20 protein-coding genes are annotated in these 17,316 nt (G+C 64.3%); 16 read left to right on the top strand and 4 right to left on the bottom strand.

Going from position 1 to position 17,316, the window contains the following annotated elements; translation table 11 throughout:
- From MPC4_RS03350 to MPC4_RS03275, 16 genes are all read left to right on the top strand, one after another.
- Window positions 1-540 carry a hypothetical protein gene (locus MPC4_RS03350; protein WP_174511275.1) on the top strand — a complete coding sequence of 180 codons (540 nt, stop codon included), beginning with the start codon at window positions 1-3 and terminating at the stop codon, window positions 538-540.
- A gap of 92 nt (window positions 541-632) precedes the next feature.
- The gene (locus tag MPC4_RS03345; protein ID WP_174511274.1) at window positions 633-1,055 is read left to right on the top strand and encodes a hypothetical protein; all 423 of its coding nucleotides are present in this window, start codon (window positions 633-635) and stop codon (window positions 1,053-1,055) included.
- A gap of 5 nt (window positions 1,056-1,060) precedes the next feature.
- Window positions 1,061-1,729, top strand: a complete 669-nt coding sequence (locus MPC4_RS03340; RefSeq protein WP_174511273.1) for an HNH endonuclease signature motif containing protein — start codon at window positions 1,061-1,063, stop codon at window positions 1,727-1,729.
- On the top strand, window positions 1,723-4,776 hold the full coding sequence (locus MPC4_RS03335) for an ATP-binding protein (RefSeq protein WP_174511272.1): 3,054 nt from the start codon (window positions 1,723-1,725) through the stop codon (window positions 4,774-4,776). The genes MPC4_RS03340 and MPC4_RS03335 overlap by 7 nt, the downstream gene beginning before the upstream one ends.
- Before the next feature lie 51 nt (window positions 4,777-4,827).
- Entirely contained in the window at window positions 4,828-5,163 is a 336-nt protein-coding gene (locus MPC4_RS03330) for a DUF4031 domain-containing protein (RefSeq protein WP_174511271.1), read from the top strand.
- A gap of 96 nt (window positions 5,164-5,259) precedes the next feature.
- Complete coding sequence (locus tag MPC4_RS03325) at window positions 5,260-5,772, top strand: DotD/TraH family lipoprotein (protein ID WP_174511270.1); 513 nt, start codon at window positions 5,260-5,262, stop codon at window positions 5,770-5,772.
- On the top strand, window positions 5,765-6,724 hold the full coding sequence (locus MPC4_RS03320) for a type IV secretion system DotC family protein (RefSeq protein ID WP_174511269.1): 960 nt from the start codon (window positions 5,765-5,767) through the stop codon (window positions 6,722-6,724). Before MPC4_RS03325 ends, MPC4_RS03320 begins: the two co-directional genes overlap by 8 nt.
- Window positions 6,725-6,745: 21 nt before the next feature.
- On the top strand, window positions 6,746-7,912 hold the full coding sequence (locus MPC4_RS03315; protein ID WP_174511268.1) for a type IV pilus twitching motility protein PilT: 1,167 nt from the start codon (window positions 6,746-6,748) through the stop codon (window positions 7,910-7,912).
- Window positions 7,913-7,921: 9 nt separating this feature from the next.
- Window positions 7,922-8,170, top strand: coding sequence for an IcmT/TraK family protein (icmT, locus tag MPC4_RS03310; RefSeq protein ID WP_174511267.1), 249 nt, complete (start codon window positions 7,922-7,924; stop codon window positions 8,168-8,170).
- Window positions 8,167-8,580 carry a hypothetical protein gene (locus MPC4_RS03305; RefSeq protein WP_174511266.1) on the top strand — a complete coding sequence of 138 codons (414 nt, stop codon included), beginning with the start codon at window positions 8,167-8,169 and terminating at the stop codon, window positions 8,578-8,580. The genes icmT and MPC4_RS03305 overlap by 4 nt, the downstream gene beginning before the upstream one ends.
- Window positions 8,577-9,110 carry a lytic transglycosylase domain-containing protein gene (locus tag MPC4_RS03300; RefSeq protein WP_174511265.1) on the top strand — a complete coding sequence of 178 codons (534 nt, stop codon included), beginning with the start codon at window positions 8,577-8,579 and terminating at the stop codon, window positions 9,108-9,110. Before MPC4_RS03305 ends, MPC4_RS03300 begins: the two co-directional genes overlap by 4 nt.
- Window positions 9,111-9,113: 3 nt before the next feature.
- On the top strand, window positions 9,114-10,256 hold the full coding sequence (locus tag MPC4_RS03295) for a secretion/conjugation apparatus DotM-related subunit (RefSeq protein WP_244628820.1): 1,143 nt from the start codon (window positions 9,114-9,116) through the stop codon (window positions 10,254-10,256).
- A 129-nt stretch (window positions 10,257-10,385) separates the two neighbouring features.
- Window positions 10,386-10,859 (top strand): hypothetical protein, encoded by a 474-nt coding sequence (locus tag MPC4_RS03290; protein ID WP_174511264.1) that lies wholly within the window; start codon window positions 10,386-10,388, stop codon window positions 10,857-10,859.
- A 26-nt stretch (window positions 10,860-10,885) separates the two neighbouring features.
- Window positions 10,886-13,258, top strand: coding sequence for a type IV secretory system conjugative DNA transfer family protein (locus tag MPC4_RS03285; RefSeq protein WP_174511263.1), 2,373 nt, complete (start codon window positions 10,886-10,888; stop codon window positions 13,256-13,258).
- Window positions 13,259-13,263: 5 nt separating this feature from the next.
- Entirely contained in the window at window positions 13,264-13,821 is a 558-nt protein-coding gene (locus MPC4_RS03280) for a DUF2726 domain-containing protein (protein ID WP_174511262.1), read from the top strand.
- Window positions 13,818-13,973, top strand: coding sequence for a hypothetical protein (locus MPC4_RS03275; protein WP_174511261.1), 156 nt, complete (start codon window positions 13,818-13,820; stop codon window positions 13,971-13,973). Before MPC4_RS03280 ends, MPC4_RS03275 begins: the two co-directional genes overlap by 4 nt.
- Before the next feature lie 250 nt (window positions 13,974-14,223).
- On the opposite strand, the gene MPC4_RS03270 is transcribed toward MPC4_RS03275, so the two are convergent.
- From MPC4_RS03270 to MPC4_RS03255, 4 genes are all read right to left on the bottom strand, one after another.
- Complete coding sequence (locus MPC4_RS03270) at window positions 14,224-15,420, bottom strand: GIY-YIG nuclease family protein (protein ID WP_174511260.1); 1,197 nt, start codon at window positions 15,418-15,420, stop codon at window positions 14,224-14,226.
- Window positions 15,421-15,898: 478 nt separating this feature from the next.
- Window positions 15,899-16,438: a TlpA disulfide reductase family protein gene (locus MPC4_RS03265; protein WP_174511259.1), complete on the bottom strand. Its 540-nt coding sequence runs from the start codon at window positions 16,436-16,438 to the stop codon at window positions 15,899-15,901.
- A 65-nt stretch (window positions 16,439-16,503) separates the two neighbouring features.
- The gene (locus MPC4_RS03260; RefSeq protein ID WP_174511258.1) at window positions 16,504-17,061 is read right to left on the bottom strand and encodes an RNA polymerase sigma factor; all 558 of its coding nucleotides are present in this window, start codon (window positions 17,059-17,061) and stop codon (window positions 16,504-16,506) included.
- Between the two features lie 2 nt (window positions 17,062-17,063).
- Window positions 17,064-17,273, bottom strand: coding sequence for a YgaP family membrane protein (locus MPC4_RS03255; protein ID WP_174511257.1), 210 nt, complete (start codon window positions 17,271-17,273; stop codon window positions 17,064-17,066).
- Window positions 17,274-17,316 lie beyond the last annotated feature (43 nt).

Here is a 17,316-nt window from a genome sequence, read left to right as displayed (position 1 = left end):
ATGCAGGGTCTCGTCAATATTGCGAGCGCACTCGGCTATGCGATGTCGGTTTTGCTGCCGACATTTCTATATCTGGCTGCGCTTGCATGCTTCCTGTTCGCCGGTTGGGGCTTCTGGATGCAGGCGCATCCGTCGAACCCGTTTCGGGGGCGTCCATGGATCCCGTTCCTGTCGCTTCTGCTCTGCGGGGCTTTCGCCTCATTCGACAAGGTTCTGAACATGGCGAATCAGAGCGCCGGCTCAGCCATCCAGGTGTCTGTTGGGGCGCTGACGAGTTACACGCCGCCCGGCACCGCAGGCAACGTTCTTGGCAACGCGCCGGGCGATACGATCGTCAATGTGGTGCAGCTGTTCCTGTCGTTTTTCCAGTCGTTCGGAGCGATGGCCTGTTTCTTCGCGATCGTCGCCTGGCGATCGGTCATCAACGGCCGAAGCAACCGGAGCCAGAGCGGCTGCGTCGTGCAATTCGTCTTCGGCATTATGCTGATCAACATCCTCACCGTCACGCAGTGGCTGGTGTCGATGTTTCAAACGGCGTGAAATTCCGCGTTGGCGTTCGCGCCGCGCGCCTCGAAGCTGGGTTTCGAGGGGGAGGTCCCTCGTTCTGTGAACCCAATCTCGAGGAGAGACTTGTGAAACTCGTTCTTACCGAAAAAAAGCTCCGCCGTCGTTCGGTGGCAAAAATCAAGTCGGTTGCGGCTCTTTGCCTCGGCGTCGTCGCGCTCGCCGGCGCTGGCGTTACGACCGCCTTGGCGCAGACGATCGGCGCGCAGCTCGGCACCACGGCGCAGGAGTTCTCGACCGCCGGCGGCACGCTGGCGAGCACGTCCATGTATGTCGCCGCTTTGATCTGCTTCATCGCCGGCGCGTGGTATCTCTGGCAGTCGCGGCAGCCGGAGAATCGCGAATCGGGCAAGGTGGCGGCCGGCATCGCCGGGCTGGTCCTTACCGGGCTTTTCGTCACCGGCGGCGCCTGGATCAACAAGGCCGCGAACACCACCACCGGCGGCAACGCGACGATCACCAATCAGGCTGGCGTCGTGACGTTCCAGTGATCGTGATGCGCCTTCTGCCCCTGACCCTTTCGATGCATGCCTCTTCGTTTAATTCCGAGGCGGCTCCATCGCGGGTCTGGGGCGGGAGCGACCATGGCTCCTGCCAGTTCTGCGGTCTCAAAGCCGCTGGCTGGCAGGAGCCGTTTCATCTGAACGGCGATCACGCTGACGACGCCAAAGACAATATCGTTTCGGCCTGCGCGCTGTGCCATCTCGCGCAGCATCTCGAACGCGAGACGATCGACGATGAGGCCGTGCTGATCTGGCTGCCGGAAATGACGCAAGGCGCGCTCAATGCGTTCGCGCACGGCATTCACGCGAGTCTCATCGCCCATGGCCATCCCTCGCATCTCAGCCGGCGTCCATCCTCGCGAGACGTCGATGTGCTGGCGGCGTTTTCGGCGTCGATGGCTTTGCGGGCGCGCTCCGATCAGGCGGCGGCGCGTCTTGGGACTGCGTCGCCGCGCCAGCTGGGGCAGGCCCTGTTGCGGCTGAAACCTGATGTATACGCGCGGCGGCGGGCGTTGCTCGCCAGCTTGCGGCTTCTGCCGCTCGGAAGATATTTTCGCGGCGGCGAGGACATTTATCCGGGCTTGATCGCGCAGTTGCAGGCCCCGCGCGCCGGCGCGGCGATGAGCGGGATGGCGGACACTATGGAGGGATCATCATGCTGAGCAGCATCGCGCGCGGACTGGCCAGCATCTCGCTGGCGCTGAAGCAGCCCCTCGCCGGCTATTGCGACGTCGAGACCTCGCATGGCGACGCGCTGGTGACAAAGCAGGGCGACTATCTGAGCTTTCTTCGGGTTGGCGGCATGAAGCGGATGGCGACGCGGGCCGACATCGAGCGCCTTGCGGCGGCGATGCGGATCGATCTTTCCGGAACGCTCGAAAACAAGGGCCATGCGATCGTCGGCTGGTATCTGTCCGATCCCGATCTCGCCGCGCGCGAGATCGAGCGGGTCAATATGGAGTCCTGCCGCGAGGTCGCGAGCCAGCTGGGGATCGACCTCGCCGACATCCTCGACGAGCGCATGCGGCTGTGGTCCGGCAAGATGCGCTGGGAGGCGTCCTATCTCATTCTCTGGACGCGGCGCGCCGTGCTGACCAAGGAAGAAGTCAAGCAGATGAAGGAGGAAAGGGATCTCGCAGCGAAACAGTGCCCCGCGATCGGCGACGCCCAGCAGTTCTTTCTTCGCAGCGAATTGATCGCGGCGCATCATTCCGGTTTCGTCGCCCGCGTGATCGCCGCCCTGCGCGGCCTTGAGATCAGTGCGGAAGAACTGTCGGCGCGGCAATCGCTGACGGTGATCCGGGAGGGCATGTACCGCGAGACGACGGCATCGTCCTGGCGGGCCATTCTGGTCGGCGACAGGCTGATGCCGCGCCTGCCCGAGGAGGACGTCAAGCGGCCGAACAAGGAGGGGCTGCTCTGGCCGTCCCTTCGCGGCCAGCTCTTTCATGCCGACGCCGTGACGCATGGCGGCCAGCGCGTCGAGATCGGCGAGTATGAATATACGAGCGTCGATATCGCGATCGGCCCGGAGGATCCGCGTCCCTTCGTCGAGCTGGCGAGCTGGCTGGGGCAGGACAGGGTTCCCTGGCGCGGTTCCTTCATTCTCGAAGGCGGCGGGCGCGCCGGCATGACTTTCAAGGAGATCGGCGCCTCCTTCCTGTCGATCTTCCCGGCCAACCGCGATCTGCAGCGTGCTTTCGCGGCGCTGCGCCACGCGCGCGAGCAGGACAATCATATCAGCGTCAAATTGCGCGCCTCGTTCGCGACCTGGGCCGCGGTCGGAGAGGCCCGTTTGTTGCGCCGGCGGGCGTCGACGCTGTCCCAGCGCATCGAAGGTTGGGGCAATTGCAAGGCCGTGCGGATCGCCGGCGACCCGCTCGAAGGCGTCCTGAGCAGCGTGCCGGGGCTCTCGCTGGCGTCGACCGCCAATCCGGCGCTGGCTCTGCTCGGCGACGCGCTCGCAATGCTGCCGTGGAATCACACGGTCTCGCCGTGGGAGCGGGGAAGCGTCCTGTTCCGTCTGCCGAATGGAGCGATCTGGCCCTACGATCCGTCGGGCGGATCAAAACGGCCGCTGGTGATCGACATCTTCGTGGCGCCGCCGGGGTCGGGCAAATCGGTGCTGGCGAATTCCGTCAATATCGGGCTTTGCCTCAGCTCGGCCGTGCTCGGCGGGACGGGCGCGAAACTGCCCTTGATCGGCAAGGTCGACATCGGCTCCTCGGCGGAGGGGTTCGTGCGTCTGATCCAGGAGGCGCTGGGTCCGGAGCGCCGGCACGAGGCGATCTATGCGACGATGCAGTTTGCGCCGGGCTATGAGTTCAACGTGTTCGATCTGCAGGTCGGCTGCGAATATCCCTTGCCGCTCGAACGCGCATTCCTGCAGAATTTCCTGGCCCTGATCACCCTGCCGCCCGACGTAAGCACTCCTTTCGAAGGCATGGCGCAGATGATCGGCCTTGTGATCGACGAGGCCTATCGCCAGTGCACCGACGTGCCCGGCGCTTCGCCGAAACGCTACCGGCGCGGCGTCGAACCACTGGTCGACGCCGCGCTCGACAGACTGCAAATCAAGCTGCATCCGGAAGACCCCATCTGGCGCGATGTCGTGACGGCTTTATGCGCCGCGGGGGAATATCGGCTCGCGGAAATCGCGCAGCGGCATGTGGTTCCCCTGCTGCAGGATCTGATCACCGCGGCGCGGTCGGATCAGGTGATGGACATGTTCCAGAACATCAAGATCGCGGTGACGGCCGAGCAGGCGCTGCAGCTGTTCGAGCGCTACATCTATGACGCGATCCGCAAATATCCGACGCTGAACAGTCCGACGCGGCTCGATTTCGGCTCGGCGCGCATCATCGTGCTGGATCTGCAGGAAGTGGCGCCTACGGGGTCGGCCGCGTCGAACCGCCAGACCGAAATGATGTATCTCCTCGCCCGCCATGTGCTCGCACGGAACTTCTTCCTGAAGCCGGATTATTTGCGCTATGTGCCGGAGCCGGTGCGCGCCTATCACGCCCGCCGCTTCCAGGAGACCTACGAGACGGTGAAGCGGCTCGATTATGACGAATGGCACCGAACCCTTGGCAGCCCGCAGGTGCGCGCCCAGGCGGAGCTCGACGCGCGCGAGGGGCGCAAGCACAATATCCAGCTCGGCTTTTCGAGCCAGCGGCTGTCCGACATGGGCGACTCGCTGATCAGCCAGTCGACCGGCCGCTTCGTGCTGCGCGCCGGCGACGAGAAGGAGGCGGAGGAAATCATCACGCGCTTCAATCTGTCGGAGGCGAGCGCGTCGGTGGTGCGCAACGGGCTGCACGGGCCGGGCCCGAACGGGGCGCCGTTTCTCGCCATCCTGCAGGTCGAGAACGCCCGCTACGAGCAATTGCTGGTGAATACGCTCGGGCCGATCGAACTCTGGGCGCTGTCGACGACGCCGGGCGACACGGCTTTGCGCAACCGCCTCTATGACAGGGTTGGATTTAGTGAGGCGCTGCGGCGCCTGTCGAAGATTTTTCCGGGAGGCTCGGCCCTGAAGGAGATTGAGCGGCGAAAATCGGAGCGCCTGCGCGGCGGCGAGCTCGACGCGCGGGCGGAGATGGGCGTGATCGACCAGCTGACGGACGAATTGATCAACGGCCGCGGCATCGCGCTCAGTCTGCGCCCCTGCGAAGATGAAGCGGGTGGGCTCGCCATAGCGGCGCAATAGTTGCGCCTGCGCGGTCTCGATGGTCGGAAGGCGATTTGAGGAGAAGCTGAATTGGCGGTCTACGTCGATAATGTCCAGCATCGCTTCGGTCGCATGATCATGTGCCATCTCTGGGCGGACTCGCAAGACGAGTTGTTCGCTATGGTCGACAGGATCGGCGTGGCGAGCAAGTGGTTTCAGCATCCCCCGAAAGCCAGCTGGGAGCACTTCGACATCGGTCTTTCGAAAAAGGCGCTTGCGATCGCCGCGGGCGCTGTCGAAACTGACAGGTTTGGCCCGCTGGAGCATGTCGCGCGCCGCGCCGGCGATCAGGCGAAATGCGACCAGATTGCGAGGCTTCGGGCGGCGCGCGGAAGGACCCCTGGCGCCCTGGTCGGTTCGGGCTGAGCGCGCCGCCGCCGTTTAATCGCGAGAGCCGTTATTTTCCGCGCCGCGTTCGCGCCGCCGCTTCTTATCGTGAGAATCGAACGATGGGAGCTCAGCATGAGAGAGACTTTCAAAAGCGACAGGACGCGGCGATCGGGCAGTTTCGCCTTTGCTATGTCCGCCGGCGTGATGCTCGCCGGCGCGATGCTGGCGGGTTGCGCGAGCGTTGACGTACCGACGACGGTCGATGTGACCGGCATGCCGAACGCCGAGATCGCGTTGCAAAAGAGCATGAGCGAGGTCGACGCCGAGATGGACCGCATCGGACGCATGCAGCCGCGAAGCGTTTCGGCCGGCATGCCGACGGTCGTGCCCGGCGAACTCGACAGGATCGTCAGTTTCGAATGGAACGGCCCCCTGGATGGCGCCGTGGAGGCCCTTGCGAAGACCATCGGCTACAGGGTTGCGATCAGCGCGCCGCCCGGTGCTCAACCGCTGGTCATCGGGGTCAGAAAAGCGCCGCAGCGCGTCTATGACATCCTCGAACAGATCGGCGACGACGCCGGCAGTCAGGCGACGGTGCGCGTTGATCCGCAGCATCAAACAGTCGAGGTGATTCATCATGTCTAGGCGGTTCTGGCTCGCCGGCGCCGCGGTCGCGGCCGGCCTTCTCCTTCGCGTCGGTCCGTCGTGGTCGGAAAATGGCGTCGTGATTTATCCCGTGCCGCCGGCGCCGCCGCCGGCGGTCGTCGACGAGGCCGCGCATGACCTCGGCAATCCGTTGAACAAGCCGATCACCGGGGCGGCGGAAGTCCCGACTGTGGCCGGCGGCGAGAGGCCGCCCTCGCTCGAAGCGCTGCAGGCGGTGCGCGCTGGCGCGGGGGGCCCGGCCTCGGGCCTCGACCCGGGCCGGGAGGAAACGCTGCATCAGGCGGGCCTCACCTATGGCGCGCAAGGGGGGCTCGCGGCGCGCGCCTTCGCTCTCAATGAGATGCTGCGCCGCTACGAGGCGATGCTGGACAGCACGTATGACTTCAGCCCTCTCGTGCTGCACCATGGCGGCAGCCAGATTTTGATGCGCCCGCCGGTCATGTCGCAGGCGCAGATGGCCTTCGCCCTTGGCGATGCCGGGCAAGTGGCGCGCGAGACGGCCTGCGTCTATTCGATCACGCGAGGGGCCCAGCTCGCCTCGGCGCCGCCGAACTGGCGCTCCTATCTCGTGCGCGATTGGGGCTGGCCGCGCCGGCCGGCCGACGCGGTGTTGCCGCGGACCGAACAGGAGGCCGCGGTGTGGAACAAATTCGTCGCCGAGGGCTGGGCGCAGGGCGAGAAACAGGGCGTCGAGATCTTCCTCTCCGATCTTGGGCGGCTGCAACGCGATATCGTCGGCATGGCGCGCTATCGCGTCCTGCTACGCGCAGGCGTCGTCGAAAATCCGAAAGTCGTTTTCGAGAACAGCGCCGTGAACGGCGGCGGCGCGGAGCTGCGCGCGGGCGACAGCATCGTCCGCATCACCGAGCAAAAAGGCTTGCGGGCGAACAAGGACGTCTGGCCGCGCGCGACGCGCGACTGCCCGAAATAGGCCGGCTCGAAGGGGTTGGTCATGCTCGATCTGTCGGATATCGGCGCGGCGAAGCCCTCGGACAAGCTCGTTTGGCGGGACGAGGGCGAGCGCTGGGTGTCGCAGCCGCGCCAGCATGCGCCGGGCCTCGATTCCTTCATGGCCTGGGCGCACGGACTCGGCGCCGAGGAGATCAAGTTCAAAACCTGGAGCCAGGCGCAGTTCACGCTCTACGACGACAATTACCGCATTCCGCGGCTGCCGCTGGACGAGGCGGAGGCGTCGCTGATCGTCAACCATCTTTACGGCGCGGACGGAATGGCGCGGCTTCAGGGCGGTCACGATTTCGATGTCATGTATGTGATCGGCCTCAGCCGCACGGAGACGCTGCGCTTTCGCGTCAACGCCACTTCGACCGTGACCAGCCGCGGCGACGGCGTCGACGTGTCGATCCGGCCGGTCAAGGATTTGCCGCCGCCGCTCGAAGTCCAGAACGTCGAGCCGGAGATTCTGGAGTCCTATCATCCGCGCGAAGGCCTCGTCATGGTCTCGGGCGCGACGGGATCGGGAAAGTCGACGCTGATCGGCGGCATGACGGTGGCGAAGCTGCTCGACCCGAACAAGCATCGCAACATTCTCGAATGCGCCGCGCCGATCGAGTTTCTGCTGGACCGCGTGAAAAGCCCGCATTCGTCGATCAGCCAAAGCGAAATACCGCGCAATCTGAAGTCGTTCGAGGCGTTCATGCGCGGCGCGATGCGGCGCCATCCGACCGACATCATCGTCGGCGAGTGCCGCGACGGCGTGACCATGAAGGAGACGATCAACGCCGCGATCTCGGGCCATTCGACGATCACGACGACGCACGCCAAGAATGTCGCGGCGACGATGCAGCGCATCGCCGTTCTGTGTCCGCTCGAGGAGCGCGAGAGTCTGACTGTCGCGGCGGCGCAGTCGCTGCATCTCATCGTCAATCAGCGCCTCGTCAAATCGACCGACGGCAAGAGAACCGCGCTTCGGGAGTTTCTGGCATTCGACGAAAAATTGCGCGCGCGGCTGACCGACGCGCCGGTCGATCAATGGCCGCGGGTGACGCGGGAGGCGGTCGAGACGCAGGGGCAATCCTACGAGAGGGCGATCGAGATCGCCCTGCGCGAGGAGAGAATCACCAAAGAGGCCGCCGACGATGTGCGGCGCGAGCTGAAATGAGGATCAAAGATGTGGCGTGATACGGGGCGTCCGGTGAAAGTGCTTATTCTCGATGCGCGGGCGTGTCTCCCGCTGCTCGTCTTTGTCGTCTACTGGTCGTGGACGACGTTCTACATCGCGGCGACCGGGATCGTCTTCTTCTCCGTCATCAGCTGGGCCGGGCTGACGGTTCCGGCGACGTTGCGGACCCTGCGGCGGCTGTTCATCGGCCCGTTGCGGCCGGCGGTCCCCTCCTGGAAGCGGCGGAGGCTTGCGTGACTCGGCCGCTCGATCTCCAATATGTTTCGGATGTTTTGCAGACGCTGCTGGTCCAGTCCGGCCGTCCGATAATTCTCGAGGACAAGGCGAATGGCGCGTCGGTGATCGTGCCGCCCGACAGCGCCGCCGCGATCGACGGGTTGCTGCCGATATTTCTGTCGGCCGGCGAGGCGCTGTGGTGCGACGCCACCGGACAGTCCTTCGGACTTTTGCTGGAGAAGGATCTCGGCGCCTATTTCAGCTGGCGCGTCAAGGAGATCGGCGCCGGCAAATTCAGCGCCCTGCTGCTCGCCGTAATGGAGGCGATCTCTCAGGCGACGACGGAGCAGGGCATCATGGCAGCAGAGCTCGGCCGCGTCTTCGACGACGCCGTCGCGCGCATCCAGGCGAAAGAGCGGAGATCGCGATGAGGCGTCTTCTTCTGGCGGCTCTCGTGATGGTGCTCATGGAGGCGGCGATCGGGAGCCCGCCGGCGCGCGCCGCCGACGATGCGTCGGGCGGAAGTTTTGTCGGCGCATGCCTGCTGGCGGCGGCGAACCTGTATCAGCTGCCGCCGGGGGTCCTTGTCATTTTGTTGAATGTCGAAGCCGGAAGTCTCGGCAAGGTCAGCCAGAATGCGAACAAGACCGTCGACATCGGACCGATGCAGGTCAACGATAGCTGGATCGGAAAGATCGCCGCGCATTGGCGGGCCTCCGCTGAGGCGACCTTTTATGCCCTGCGCGATAATTTTTGCGCCAACATCGAGGGCGGCGCCTGGATCCTGCGTCAGGCGATTGACGAAGCGCATGGCGATTTCTGGGAGGGCGTGGCGCTTTATCATTCGCACACCGAAAAATACAAAACCGATTATCTCCAGAAGGTGCTGGCGCATGCGATTCGGTTGAGCCGCCAGGCGGCGGCGGAAATGGCGGAGTCCAACGCGATGGACGGGAGGTAGGCCATGGCGTCCTCGCCATCCTCGATGTCGCGCGGGCGCGACGAATACACCGGATTTTATCTCATCGTCATCCTGGCCGGCCTCGCGGCTCTGGCCTGGGCGGCGTGGTATTTCCATCACGGCGAGATCAGCCGCGTCGCGATGCAGGCCGCGCATTGGCAGATGCGGATCATCCATCAATTCACGGATCGATTCGACAGAGCCGATGCGCAGGTTCTGGCGGCGAACCCGGATCTGGTGACCTTTGCGCAGCTCATCCATCTGCTGCGGGAAATCGGCCGGTTTTTTCTTATTCCGGCGATGGGCCTGGTTCTCGTCCTGGCCGCGGTCTGTTTCCGGCGGGCGGCGCCCGCGCGCTTTACGCGGGCTCTCGATCTCGAAGGGCTGATCGCGGAGCAGACCAAAGCCTTTCGAAGCATCGCCGCCTTCGTCGGGCGGCGGCTGGCCTTGTCGCCGCTGCGCAAGGGCGCGCCGCGTCCCGCCGACGCCGCCCTCACCGCGCCGGAATGGATCGCCGTTTGGGCCACGGGAGAAGACGGGGCGTTCGACGAAGCCGCCGCGCGCATCGAACTCACGCGCCAGCTCGCCGAGGCCTGGCGCGGCCCCGAACGCGCGCGGCCGCATGTGCGCTGCATCCTCGCCGCGATCGCGCTGCACGGCGCGCGCAAGCGCGGCGAAGCCCTCGCTCTTCTCGGCGAGATGTCCGAATCGCTGGGGACGTCGAAGCGGGAGGGGCGAGCGGGCCCGGACGAGGCTCTCGCGTTTCCGGCGCATGTCGTCGCCGCCGCGGATCGCTGGCTCGGGGACAAGGACGTCGCAACGCCGGTTCTCGAAACGATGACGGCGCATTTCTTCACGACGCCGGGATTGATGAGCGCCCTGAACGCGGCGCGGCTCAGAGGCGGCGTGTTGGCGCCGGCGCAATTCGCTTTTCTGAAGCTCGTCGATCGCCGCCTCTGGTACGCCCTGCATTCGCTGGGATTCGAGATCGACGGTCCGCGCGCGCATCCGCATCCGAGCCAGAGGGTCGAAGCGATCGGGGCGCGGGACCATTGGGCGGCGGAATGGCTCGTGGGGAGGCCCCTGGCCTCGCCCTCGATCGATCGGGCGGTGGCGGCGATCCGGGGGGCCGCCGGGAAGTCCTGACGCGAAGCCGAAATCGCCTTTCGGCCCGCCCCTCGATCGACGGCCATGCGCCGCGCTATTCATGACCTTCCGTTTCGCGTTCGCGCCGCGCCGCGCAATCCTCTGCCAAGAATAGCAGGAGGATGATCGATGACCGAGGGAAACATGTGCGTCGGCGAGTCTTGCGCCGAGGACAAGGAGCGGATCGCAATTCATCTCGACGTGCATCTGCATTTGATGATCGATCCGCTCCGGACGCGCGCCACCTATCCTCAATTTGAAACTGTCGTCGATGATATTGAGGCGCCGCTCCCGCGCCAGAGCTCGAGCGCGGAGGCGGGGCGGAAGAGCGGCTTTCTCGGGAAGAGCGCGATCGCGGCGATCGTAGGGCTCGTTATCGTCTTCGCCTACAAAGCCGGGGGCGCCGGCGCCGCCTTTCCGCCGGCCGGGCCCGTGATCGCCCCCGCAACCCGAAGCGCCGCCGCGGGCGACTCCGCTCCGGCCTCAAAGCCGGTAGCGGCGGAGCTGCCGCGAGAGCTTCTGGAAGCCCCGCGGGTTACTCCCGCGCCCGGTGCGCCTAGCGCAGGCGCACCGGCAGCGCCGTCTGCCTTCGGCCTCAACTAAGCCGCGCCGCGTTCGCGGGAGGCCCCATGATCCGAAGGGATATCGTAGGTCCGCAGGACCGGTATGAGCGCGTCGGGGCGCAACGTCTGCGCGACATCCGTCCCCTCACGACGCGCCTTTGGGACGCGTTGATGAGCGAGGCGTCGGGATTGTTCCTGTCCGGCGCCGCGATCGCGATGTTCGTCGAACCGGCTTTGGTCGATGTTCTCGCGCCCGGCTCCATGCTTTACGCGGCCGTGGTGCTGACGCGGCGCGTGACGCTGCCGATGCGCCTGCCGCAAAGCGCGCGCATGAAAGACTGGAATTATCCCGACCCGTCCGACCGGCGTCCGCGCATGGCCGCCGGCGCGATTTATCTGGGGCGGGATCTCGATCGCCGGGAATTGTGGATTTCCCCGGATGACGCGCGCCAGCACGCGACGGTTCCAGGGACGACCGGCGCCGGCAAGACGACCGCGATCGTCAGCTTCCTCGCCAATGCGCTGAGCCATGCGAGCGGGTTCGTGCTGGTCGACGGCAAGGCGGACAACAAGCTTTACGGGGAGGTGTTGGCTCTCGCGCGGCGGTTCGGCCGGGAGGACGATGTGCTCTGCCTCAACTTCATGGTGGCGAGCGGGGCCAAGGAGAGCAATACGTTCAACCCCTTCGCGGTCGGCAACGCCGATGCGATCGGCGAAATGCTGACCAGCCAATTGGGCGAGTCGGCCAGCGGCGACTCCAATCAGGTCTTTCGCGACCGCGCCGTGGCCCTCGTCGGCACCATGGCGCCGGTTCTCGTTTGGATGCGCGACAACAAGGGCGTCGCGCTGAACATCGACACCATTCGCATGTCGTTCGAGCTGCGCGGCATCTGGAAGATCGCGATGAAGAAGCAGTTCGAGCTGCGCGATCCGGCGACGGGAGAGGTCCGCGATATCGATGTGCCGGGAATTCCGGAGGATATCATCTATCCGCTCAAGGCTTATCTCGGCGAGCTGCCGGCCTACGACATGACGCTGGACTGGAACCAGCAGAAAACCGAGGAGCCCTCGCGGCAGCATGGCTACGCCGTCTTTTATTTTACCCGGACCTTCGAGCTGCTCGGGGTGTCGCTTGGCCATATCTTCAAGGTCGAGCAAAGCGACGTCGACATGCGCGACGTCGTCCTGAACCGGCGCATCCTGGTGGTCAATCTGCCGGCACTGGAGAGCTCGGACGACAGGCTGGCGGCTCTCGGCAAGATCGTGGTCGCGTCGTTGCGCGGCATGATGGCGCAAATGCTGGGATCGCGGCTCGAGGGCGATTATGGGGACATTGTCGCCAACAAGCCGGGCATGGGCGCCGCGCCGTTCCATGTGGTGCTGGACGAGGTCGCCTATTACGCGACGAGCGGCATGGACCGGATGCTGGCGATGGGGCGCGGCCTGAACTTCATGTTCTGGCTTGGTTTCCAGGAGGTGTCGGGGATTTGGGCGCGGCTCGGGGAGAAGACGCAATCGCTGCTCGGCAACGCCAATCTCACCGTGGCGATGCGCCAGCAGGACGCGAACAGGACCCGGCAATGGATCGAAGAGACCGCCGGCACGACCTATGTGTCGCAGGCGACGAGCTATCAGGGCGGCAGCGGCGGCGAATATTCGGAGGCGCAGCACGCCGATCTCCGCGAAGTGTCGCGGGTCGACTGGAGCGACTTGCAGAGGCTGATCGAAGGTGAGGCGATCATCCTGTTCGGCGGGCGCCGGATCTACGCGAAATTGTTTTATGCGGCGGTCGATACGTCGGGGCCGTTGCGGCTCAACCGGCCGCTGCCGATGGCGTCCCCCGATCCCATCGTGATCATGGCGGAATGCGAGAAGATCGACGCCTTGATCGGCGCGATTGAGCAAGGCCTGGCGGACGCTGGATCGCGCGCGCCGCGCTCGGCCACGCTGGGCGCGATGCTCGACGCCTTCGCCGGCGCGGCGGCCCGCGGCGAAAACGCGGAGGCGTGCGTCGCCGCCGCGATCAAGGCGGCCGGCGCCGTCCTCTTCGCTCTGCCGACGGCGCCGGGAGAGAAGCTGACGCCGTTTTCGCGCATGCTGGAATTTGGATTGGGGGAGGCGCGCGGGGCGCCCGCCGATGACGCGCCACCCACCGGCCCGGTTGATGCGAAGGTGTTGGCGACGCTGGTCGAGATCGAAACATCGGCAGGCGCTTCGGAAGAGGAAGCGCGGGCCGCCGCGCTTAGCGTGGCGGCAGGCAGAGAGTCGGTGCTGAGATCGCTTGAAGCGACGCGCGCTGGACCAGAGAACGAGACGAAGCTTTTGGAAGAAATCGAGGCCCTGATCGTCGGCGTAGAGAGCGCGAAAACCGCGCCGGGGCCTGAGCATGTGATTGAGGAAGCGGGGCGCACAATGAAGAGCGCCGGAATTTCGAGGTGATTTTGATGGGTGAGGCTCCCGATCTTCTGTCTCCGTTTGTCGCGGCGTTCGGTCCCTATGTCGGAACGGCGGCGTGCATCTTCGCCCTGGGATTTCTGGCGATCTGCGTGGCCAGCGCGTTGTCCAGCGGCGGAATGCGGAGCCTCTACTGTCGCGGAAGATTTCTGAGCCCGAACGAAAAATGCTTCTTCAGCGCCCTCCGTCGCGCTCTTGGAGATGGCTATCTAGTCTGTCCGCAAGTGCGGCTGGCGGAGATCGTCGATGTCAATCCGAGGGTCGGCGGGGCGAAAAGACAGGCCGCCCTCTACAGGGTCGCCGGGAAGAGCATCGATTTCGTCGTCTGCTCGTCGCTGACCTTCGAACTCCTCGCGGCGATCGAGGTCGATGATCGGTCGCATTTCCGCCAGGAGCGGCGGGAGAGGGACGCCTTCGTCAACAGCCTGTTCGGAGAGATCGGGTTGCCTCTCGTGCGGGTGGCGGCGAAGCGGGACTATTCGGCGGCAGTCCTGCGTGAGGCGCTGGAGGCGGCCGGCATCTTCTCGAGAATCGGAGCGAGCCTATGAGATACGCGTTGTTCGGGATCGTCGCGGGCCTCGCGATGTTTGCTCTCGTCTCGGGTAACGGTCATGGGCTGGCGGCGTCGATTCTGCGTGGCTTCGGCTGGGGCATCGGCCGGGAGGTCGCCCACGACCTTGTTCGCCAAGTGTTGAGGTGACGCGCCATGGGTCAGTCCGTTACGCGATCTCTGGAGCGGACGTTCAGCCCGGTTAGCCGCCGACGGCTCCGCGCCCGTCCCGGTCATCCAGCAATCTTAGCCGACGCCCCAGAAGCGGACATGCCCGTACGCCGCTTTGCCGGCGGGGCTAGGTGGATGGCACGTTCACGTCGTTCGGGTCCGGCTATTTCAGCGTCTTGATCGATGCGGGGGGTCGCGCAGGAGAAGTTTGCCGACCTGACAGGCGGAGCTAGATTACTCGACTGTAAGTCCTGCCTGACAGCACCCCTCTGACTTGATCGAGAGTCCTGGCGTTGGCGAGATTGCGGATTTCCTCGACTGATATACCCTGTTCGCCAAGGGTCCGAATATGCCGAATCTGCTGTTCAGTGAGACGGCCAACGCCGGTGCAGACGAATGATGAGGCCCATTCCGGATTCTGCCAGCGTTCCGCCACCCAGGGTGCCGGCAAGCCGGCACGGCTATGCTTGGTGATCCACTCATCGAGGAGCTTGTCCCGCTGGTCGGGGCGCACTGTAGTGTGGCGGCCGAGCATACCGTGCTTGGCCATGTAGGCGATGCCGGCGTTGCCGCCCGGGATCATGTTGAGGAGCATTGGGTCTCCCCAGGCGGCTGCAACCAAGTCCTCCTCCCAGCCGTAAAGCTCATCAATGCTGTCGGCGACATGGACCACGTCGTGTCCGATAAAAGTCACTTTGCCGCCAGCAACCTCCTCGCGAAACACCTTATGAAATTTGAGCCGCGACCCGGTATTGATAGCCCGGGCGTGTTCGGCCCAGCGTTCTTGCCACGATCGCTGAGTGATTCCGTAATAAAAGTAGTTGGCGGCCCCTTCATCCTCCGCATCGCCGAAGGTATGACAGTAGACGGTGTAGGGCTTAGGCCCAACGATGGGCAGACCTAGGCGCGGCTTGATGAGAAAATGTGCCGGCACGACAAACACGTTGCGGACGCCAAGATACGTCCCAGCGGCCTGATCAAAACGGGATGCCTCCATTATTAGCGTCGGATTGGACGTCAAGAAGTCGGGAACGGGTTCGTTGCTGCGGACGCGGGCCCGCTCGTGCCGCTTGATGTCATCTTGGGTCACTCTACGCTGTAGCCATCGCGGCAGGACCTTGGCGATGCGCGACCCGTCCGGATGGATTTCGATCAACATCTCGATGGTAGGGATAGGATCGCCAAGCGGCACCTGCAACTTTTCCCCACGCAGAATGCTGGCGACGATTTGCATCGGCTGAACTTGGAACACCCGGCCGGTCTCGCGCTGCCAGGCGAGCTCGCGGCCGAGCCACTCCCGATACAGAAAATCAAACGTCCCGTGGTACGGGAGTAGTTCCGGAGGCGCCAAGTGACGGAACCAGCGTGGATTGATGATCCACTTGTCCTCTGGATTCTCTTTCGGCGGGCCGTTCCCTTTGAGCATATTCGGTCCCATCGTCTGTCTTCGGGCAGGCTCATACGCCAACAGTGAGTCTATCCGGCCAATTGATACACGTCGACAGTGATGCCAACGGGGCCAAGCCAGCGAGGTTCTGGCGGCGAGACACCGGCGTCATTCCCGCGATCATTGATCGACGCAAACTCACGCGGCAAATCTCGGCTACCGGGCATACGTCAGCTTTGAATTGACAGCAACGGCCATCACGGCGATCGACGATGGCCTGCTTTCTCCGTCGTTCACTCCGAAGCAGACGGGCCGGATTCGGCCCAGCTACGCCATAGACAGAATGGCTGCTTTCCATATTGCAGGCCCGGCGAGCGGACTGGCTAAAAACCCCCTTCTTGGAAATCCCGCGGACAGAAATATCTGCTTCGTTTCATGAACAGTCATTGGCGTCGGATGACTCGCTCTGGTGCGGCCAAATAGATCCCCATCCTTTAGGTGCGCGGCGCGGGTTATCTCATGCGGCCGTATAATAACGCAGGAGCTTCAATCCCTCCGCGGAGGACCAATCCGCCTCCCCGACGAGATATCCGGCAATCCGGCCATAGCGATCGACAAGATAGGAGATCGGCATCCCATAAAGGACGAAAGGAGCGGTCCCTTCGCCATCGACGTTTCTTGCAAGCCGTCCCTCGGGGTCGAGGTAGATCGGCAATTGCTCGATCTGGAGGCGCCTCAAAAAGCGCTTCACGACGTCCGGTCCGGAAGAGTCGATCGATACCGCAACGATTTCGAGTGGCTCCGTTGGGACGATCTCGCTAAGCCGCTGAAGCAGCGGAAGCTCGCGGGCGCAAGACGGACACCATGTCGCCCAAAAGTTTACGAGAATCGCCTTGCTACGAAACAACGAGAGATCGACCAGCTTGCCATCGATTCGCTGGATGCGAGTTGGCGACAGAGCGACGGCGGGTTCGATGAGCGTAAACTGGGAACGGACCGTCCGGAACAATGTAGGGGCGTCAAGGACAGGCGAAGTCGCGCTCTTCGCGCTCGACATACTGACCAGTGCGCCCAGCCCTGAAAGAAGTGCGCGACGAGAGGGAAAGTTCACCGAAATCGCTTTCAAGGCCCCCGGAGCATTGGACCCGCGGCGCCATCGTCGGCGCCGATGAGGTATTCCCGGACAAGGACGCGGGCGCGATGAAGGCGGCTCTTGACGACGCTGGCCGGCGCGCCAAGCCGCTCGCTGATCTCGGAGATCGACAGTTCCTCGAAATCCCTCAGAAGCACGATCTCGAGATAATGGGGCGGCAGCGACTCAAGCGCCGACGCCAGTTCGAGGCGCAATGCGTCGTCCGAGCGGCTCGCCAGTTGCGCCTCGATCCTCTCGTCGGTCCAATCCTCATGGTGAAACATGCTTCGCGTGAGGCGCCGGCACTCGCGCCGCACAACCGTAAACAGCCACCCCGCGAAGGATGTCGCCGCCTTCAGCGAGCGGATGCGTCGCGCAACGATGAGGAGCGTTTCCTGAACCGCATCGTCGACCTCGCTCATCTCGCAATGCCGCTGGGCGTAGCGCCGGATATCGGCCCGGCATTCCCGCAACAGCCGGTTGAGCGAGCTTTCATCGCCGCTCCGGGCGGCGATGATCAGGCTGGTCCGGTCGGTCAGCGCGGTCATGTTCAGGCTCGTTTGTCCAGCTTCCGCCCAACCAGAGCGCATGCCGGACAGAATCCGACGAGTCCGGTGACTGCCGCCATCATGCCCATCGCGCCGACCCCCCATCCGATCGGCGTCGAGCCGAAGTAGGCGACTGCGGCGGCGAGAGCCGCAACTCCCATGAGAACGCGAAGCACCCGTTCCGTCGCCGGAACATTTTTAACGTAAAACATGTTGTATCTCCAACCGTGAGATGAGGGTCTCTCACAAGAAAGA

The organism is Methylocella tundrae, assembly GCF_901905185.1.
Taxonomy (GTDB): Bacteria; Pseudomonadota; Alphaproteobacteria; order Rhizobiales; family Beijerinckiaceae; genus Methylocapsa; species Methylocapsa tundrae.
This window is presented reverse-complemented; position numbering and strand designations above follow the sequence as displayed.

What these genes read in the sequence shown, in the direction of transcription:
- MPC4_RS03350 (WP_174511275.1), top strand. Translation starts at nt 1, where the DNA reads ATGCAGGGTCTCGTCAATATTGCGAGCGCACTCGGCTATGCGATGTCG.
- MPC4_RS03340 (WP_174511273.1), top strand. Translation starts at nt 1,061, where the DNA reads ATGCGCCTTCTGCCCCTGACCCTTTCGATGCATGCCTCTTCGTTTAAT.
- MPC4_RS03335 (WP_174511272.1), top strand. Translation starts at nt 1,723, where the DNA reads ATGCTGAGCAGCATCGCGCGCGGACTGGCCAGCATCTCGCTGGCGCTG.
- MPC4_RS03325 (WP_174511270.1), top strand. Translation starts at nt 5,260, where the DNA reads ATGAGAGAGACTTTCAAAAGCGACAGGACGCGGCGATCGGGCAGTTTC.
- MPC4_RS03320 (WP_174511269.1), top strand. Translation starts at nt 5,765, where the DNA reads ATGTCTAGGCGGTTCTGGCTCGCCGGCGCCGCGGTCGCGGCCGGCCTT.
- MPC4_RS03315 (WP_174511268.1), top strand. Translation starts at nt 6,746, where the DNA reads ATGCTCGATCTGTCGGATATCGGCGCGGCGAAGCCCTCGGACAAGCTC.
- icmT (WP_174511267.1), top strand. Translation starts at nt 7,922, where the DNA reads ATGTGGCGTGATACGGGGCGTCCGGTGAAAGTGCTTATTCTCGATGCG.
- MPC4_RS03300 (WP_174511265.1), top strand. Translation starts at nt 8,577, where the DNA reads ATGAGGCGTCTTCTTCTGGCGGCTCTCGTGATGGTGCTCATGGAGGCG.
- MPC4_RS03295 (WP_244628820.1), top strand. Translation starts at nt 9,114, where the DNA reads ATGGCGTCCTCGCCATCCTCGATGTCGCGCGGGCGCGACGAATACACC.
- MPC4_RS03290 (WP_174511264.1), top strand. Translation starts at nt 10,386, where the DNA reads ATGACCGAGGGAAACATGTGCGTCGGCGAGTCTTGCGCCGAGGACAAG.
- MPC4_RS03285 (WP_174511263.1), top strand. Translation starts at nt 10,886, where the DNA reads ATGATCCGAAGGGATATCGTAGGTCCGCAGGACCGGTATGAGCGCGTC.
- MPC4_RS03280 (WP_174511262.1), top strand. Translation starts at nt 13,264, where the DNA reads ATGGGTGAGGCTCCCGATCTTCTGTCTCCGTTTGTCGCGGCGTTCGGT.
- MPC4_RS03275 (WP_174511261.1), top strand. Translation starts at nt 13,818, where the DNA reads ATGAGATACGCGTTGTTCGGGATCGTCGCGGGCCTCGCGATGTTTGCT.
- MPC4_RS03270 (WP_174511260.1), bottom strand. Translation starts at nt 15,420, where the DNA reads ATGCTCAAAGGGAACGGCCCGCCGAAAGAGAATCCAGAGGACAAGTGG.
- MPC4_RS03265 (WP_174511259.1), bottom strand. Translation starts at nt 16,438, where the DNA reads ATGTCGAGCGCGAAGAGCGCGACTTCGCCTGTCCTTGACGCCCCTACA.
- MPC4_RS03260 (WP_174511258.1), bottom strand. Translation starts at nt 17,061, where the DNA reads ATGACCGCGCTGACCGACCGGACCAGCCTGATCATCGCCGCCCGGAGC.
- MPC4_RS03255 (WP_174511257.1), bottom strand. Translation starts at nt 17,273, where the DNA reads ATGTTTTACGTTAAAAATGTTCCGGCGACGGAACGGGTGCTTCGCGTT.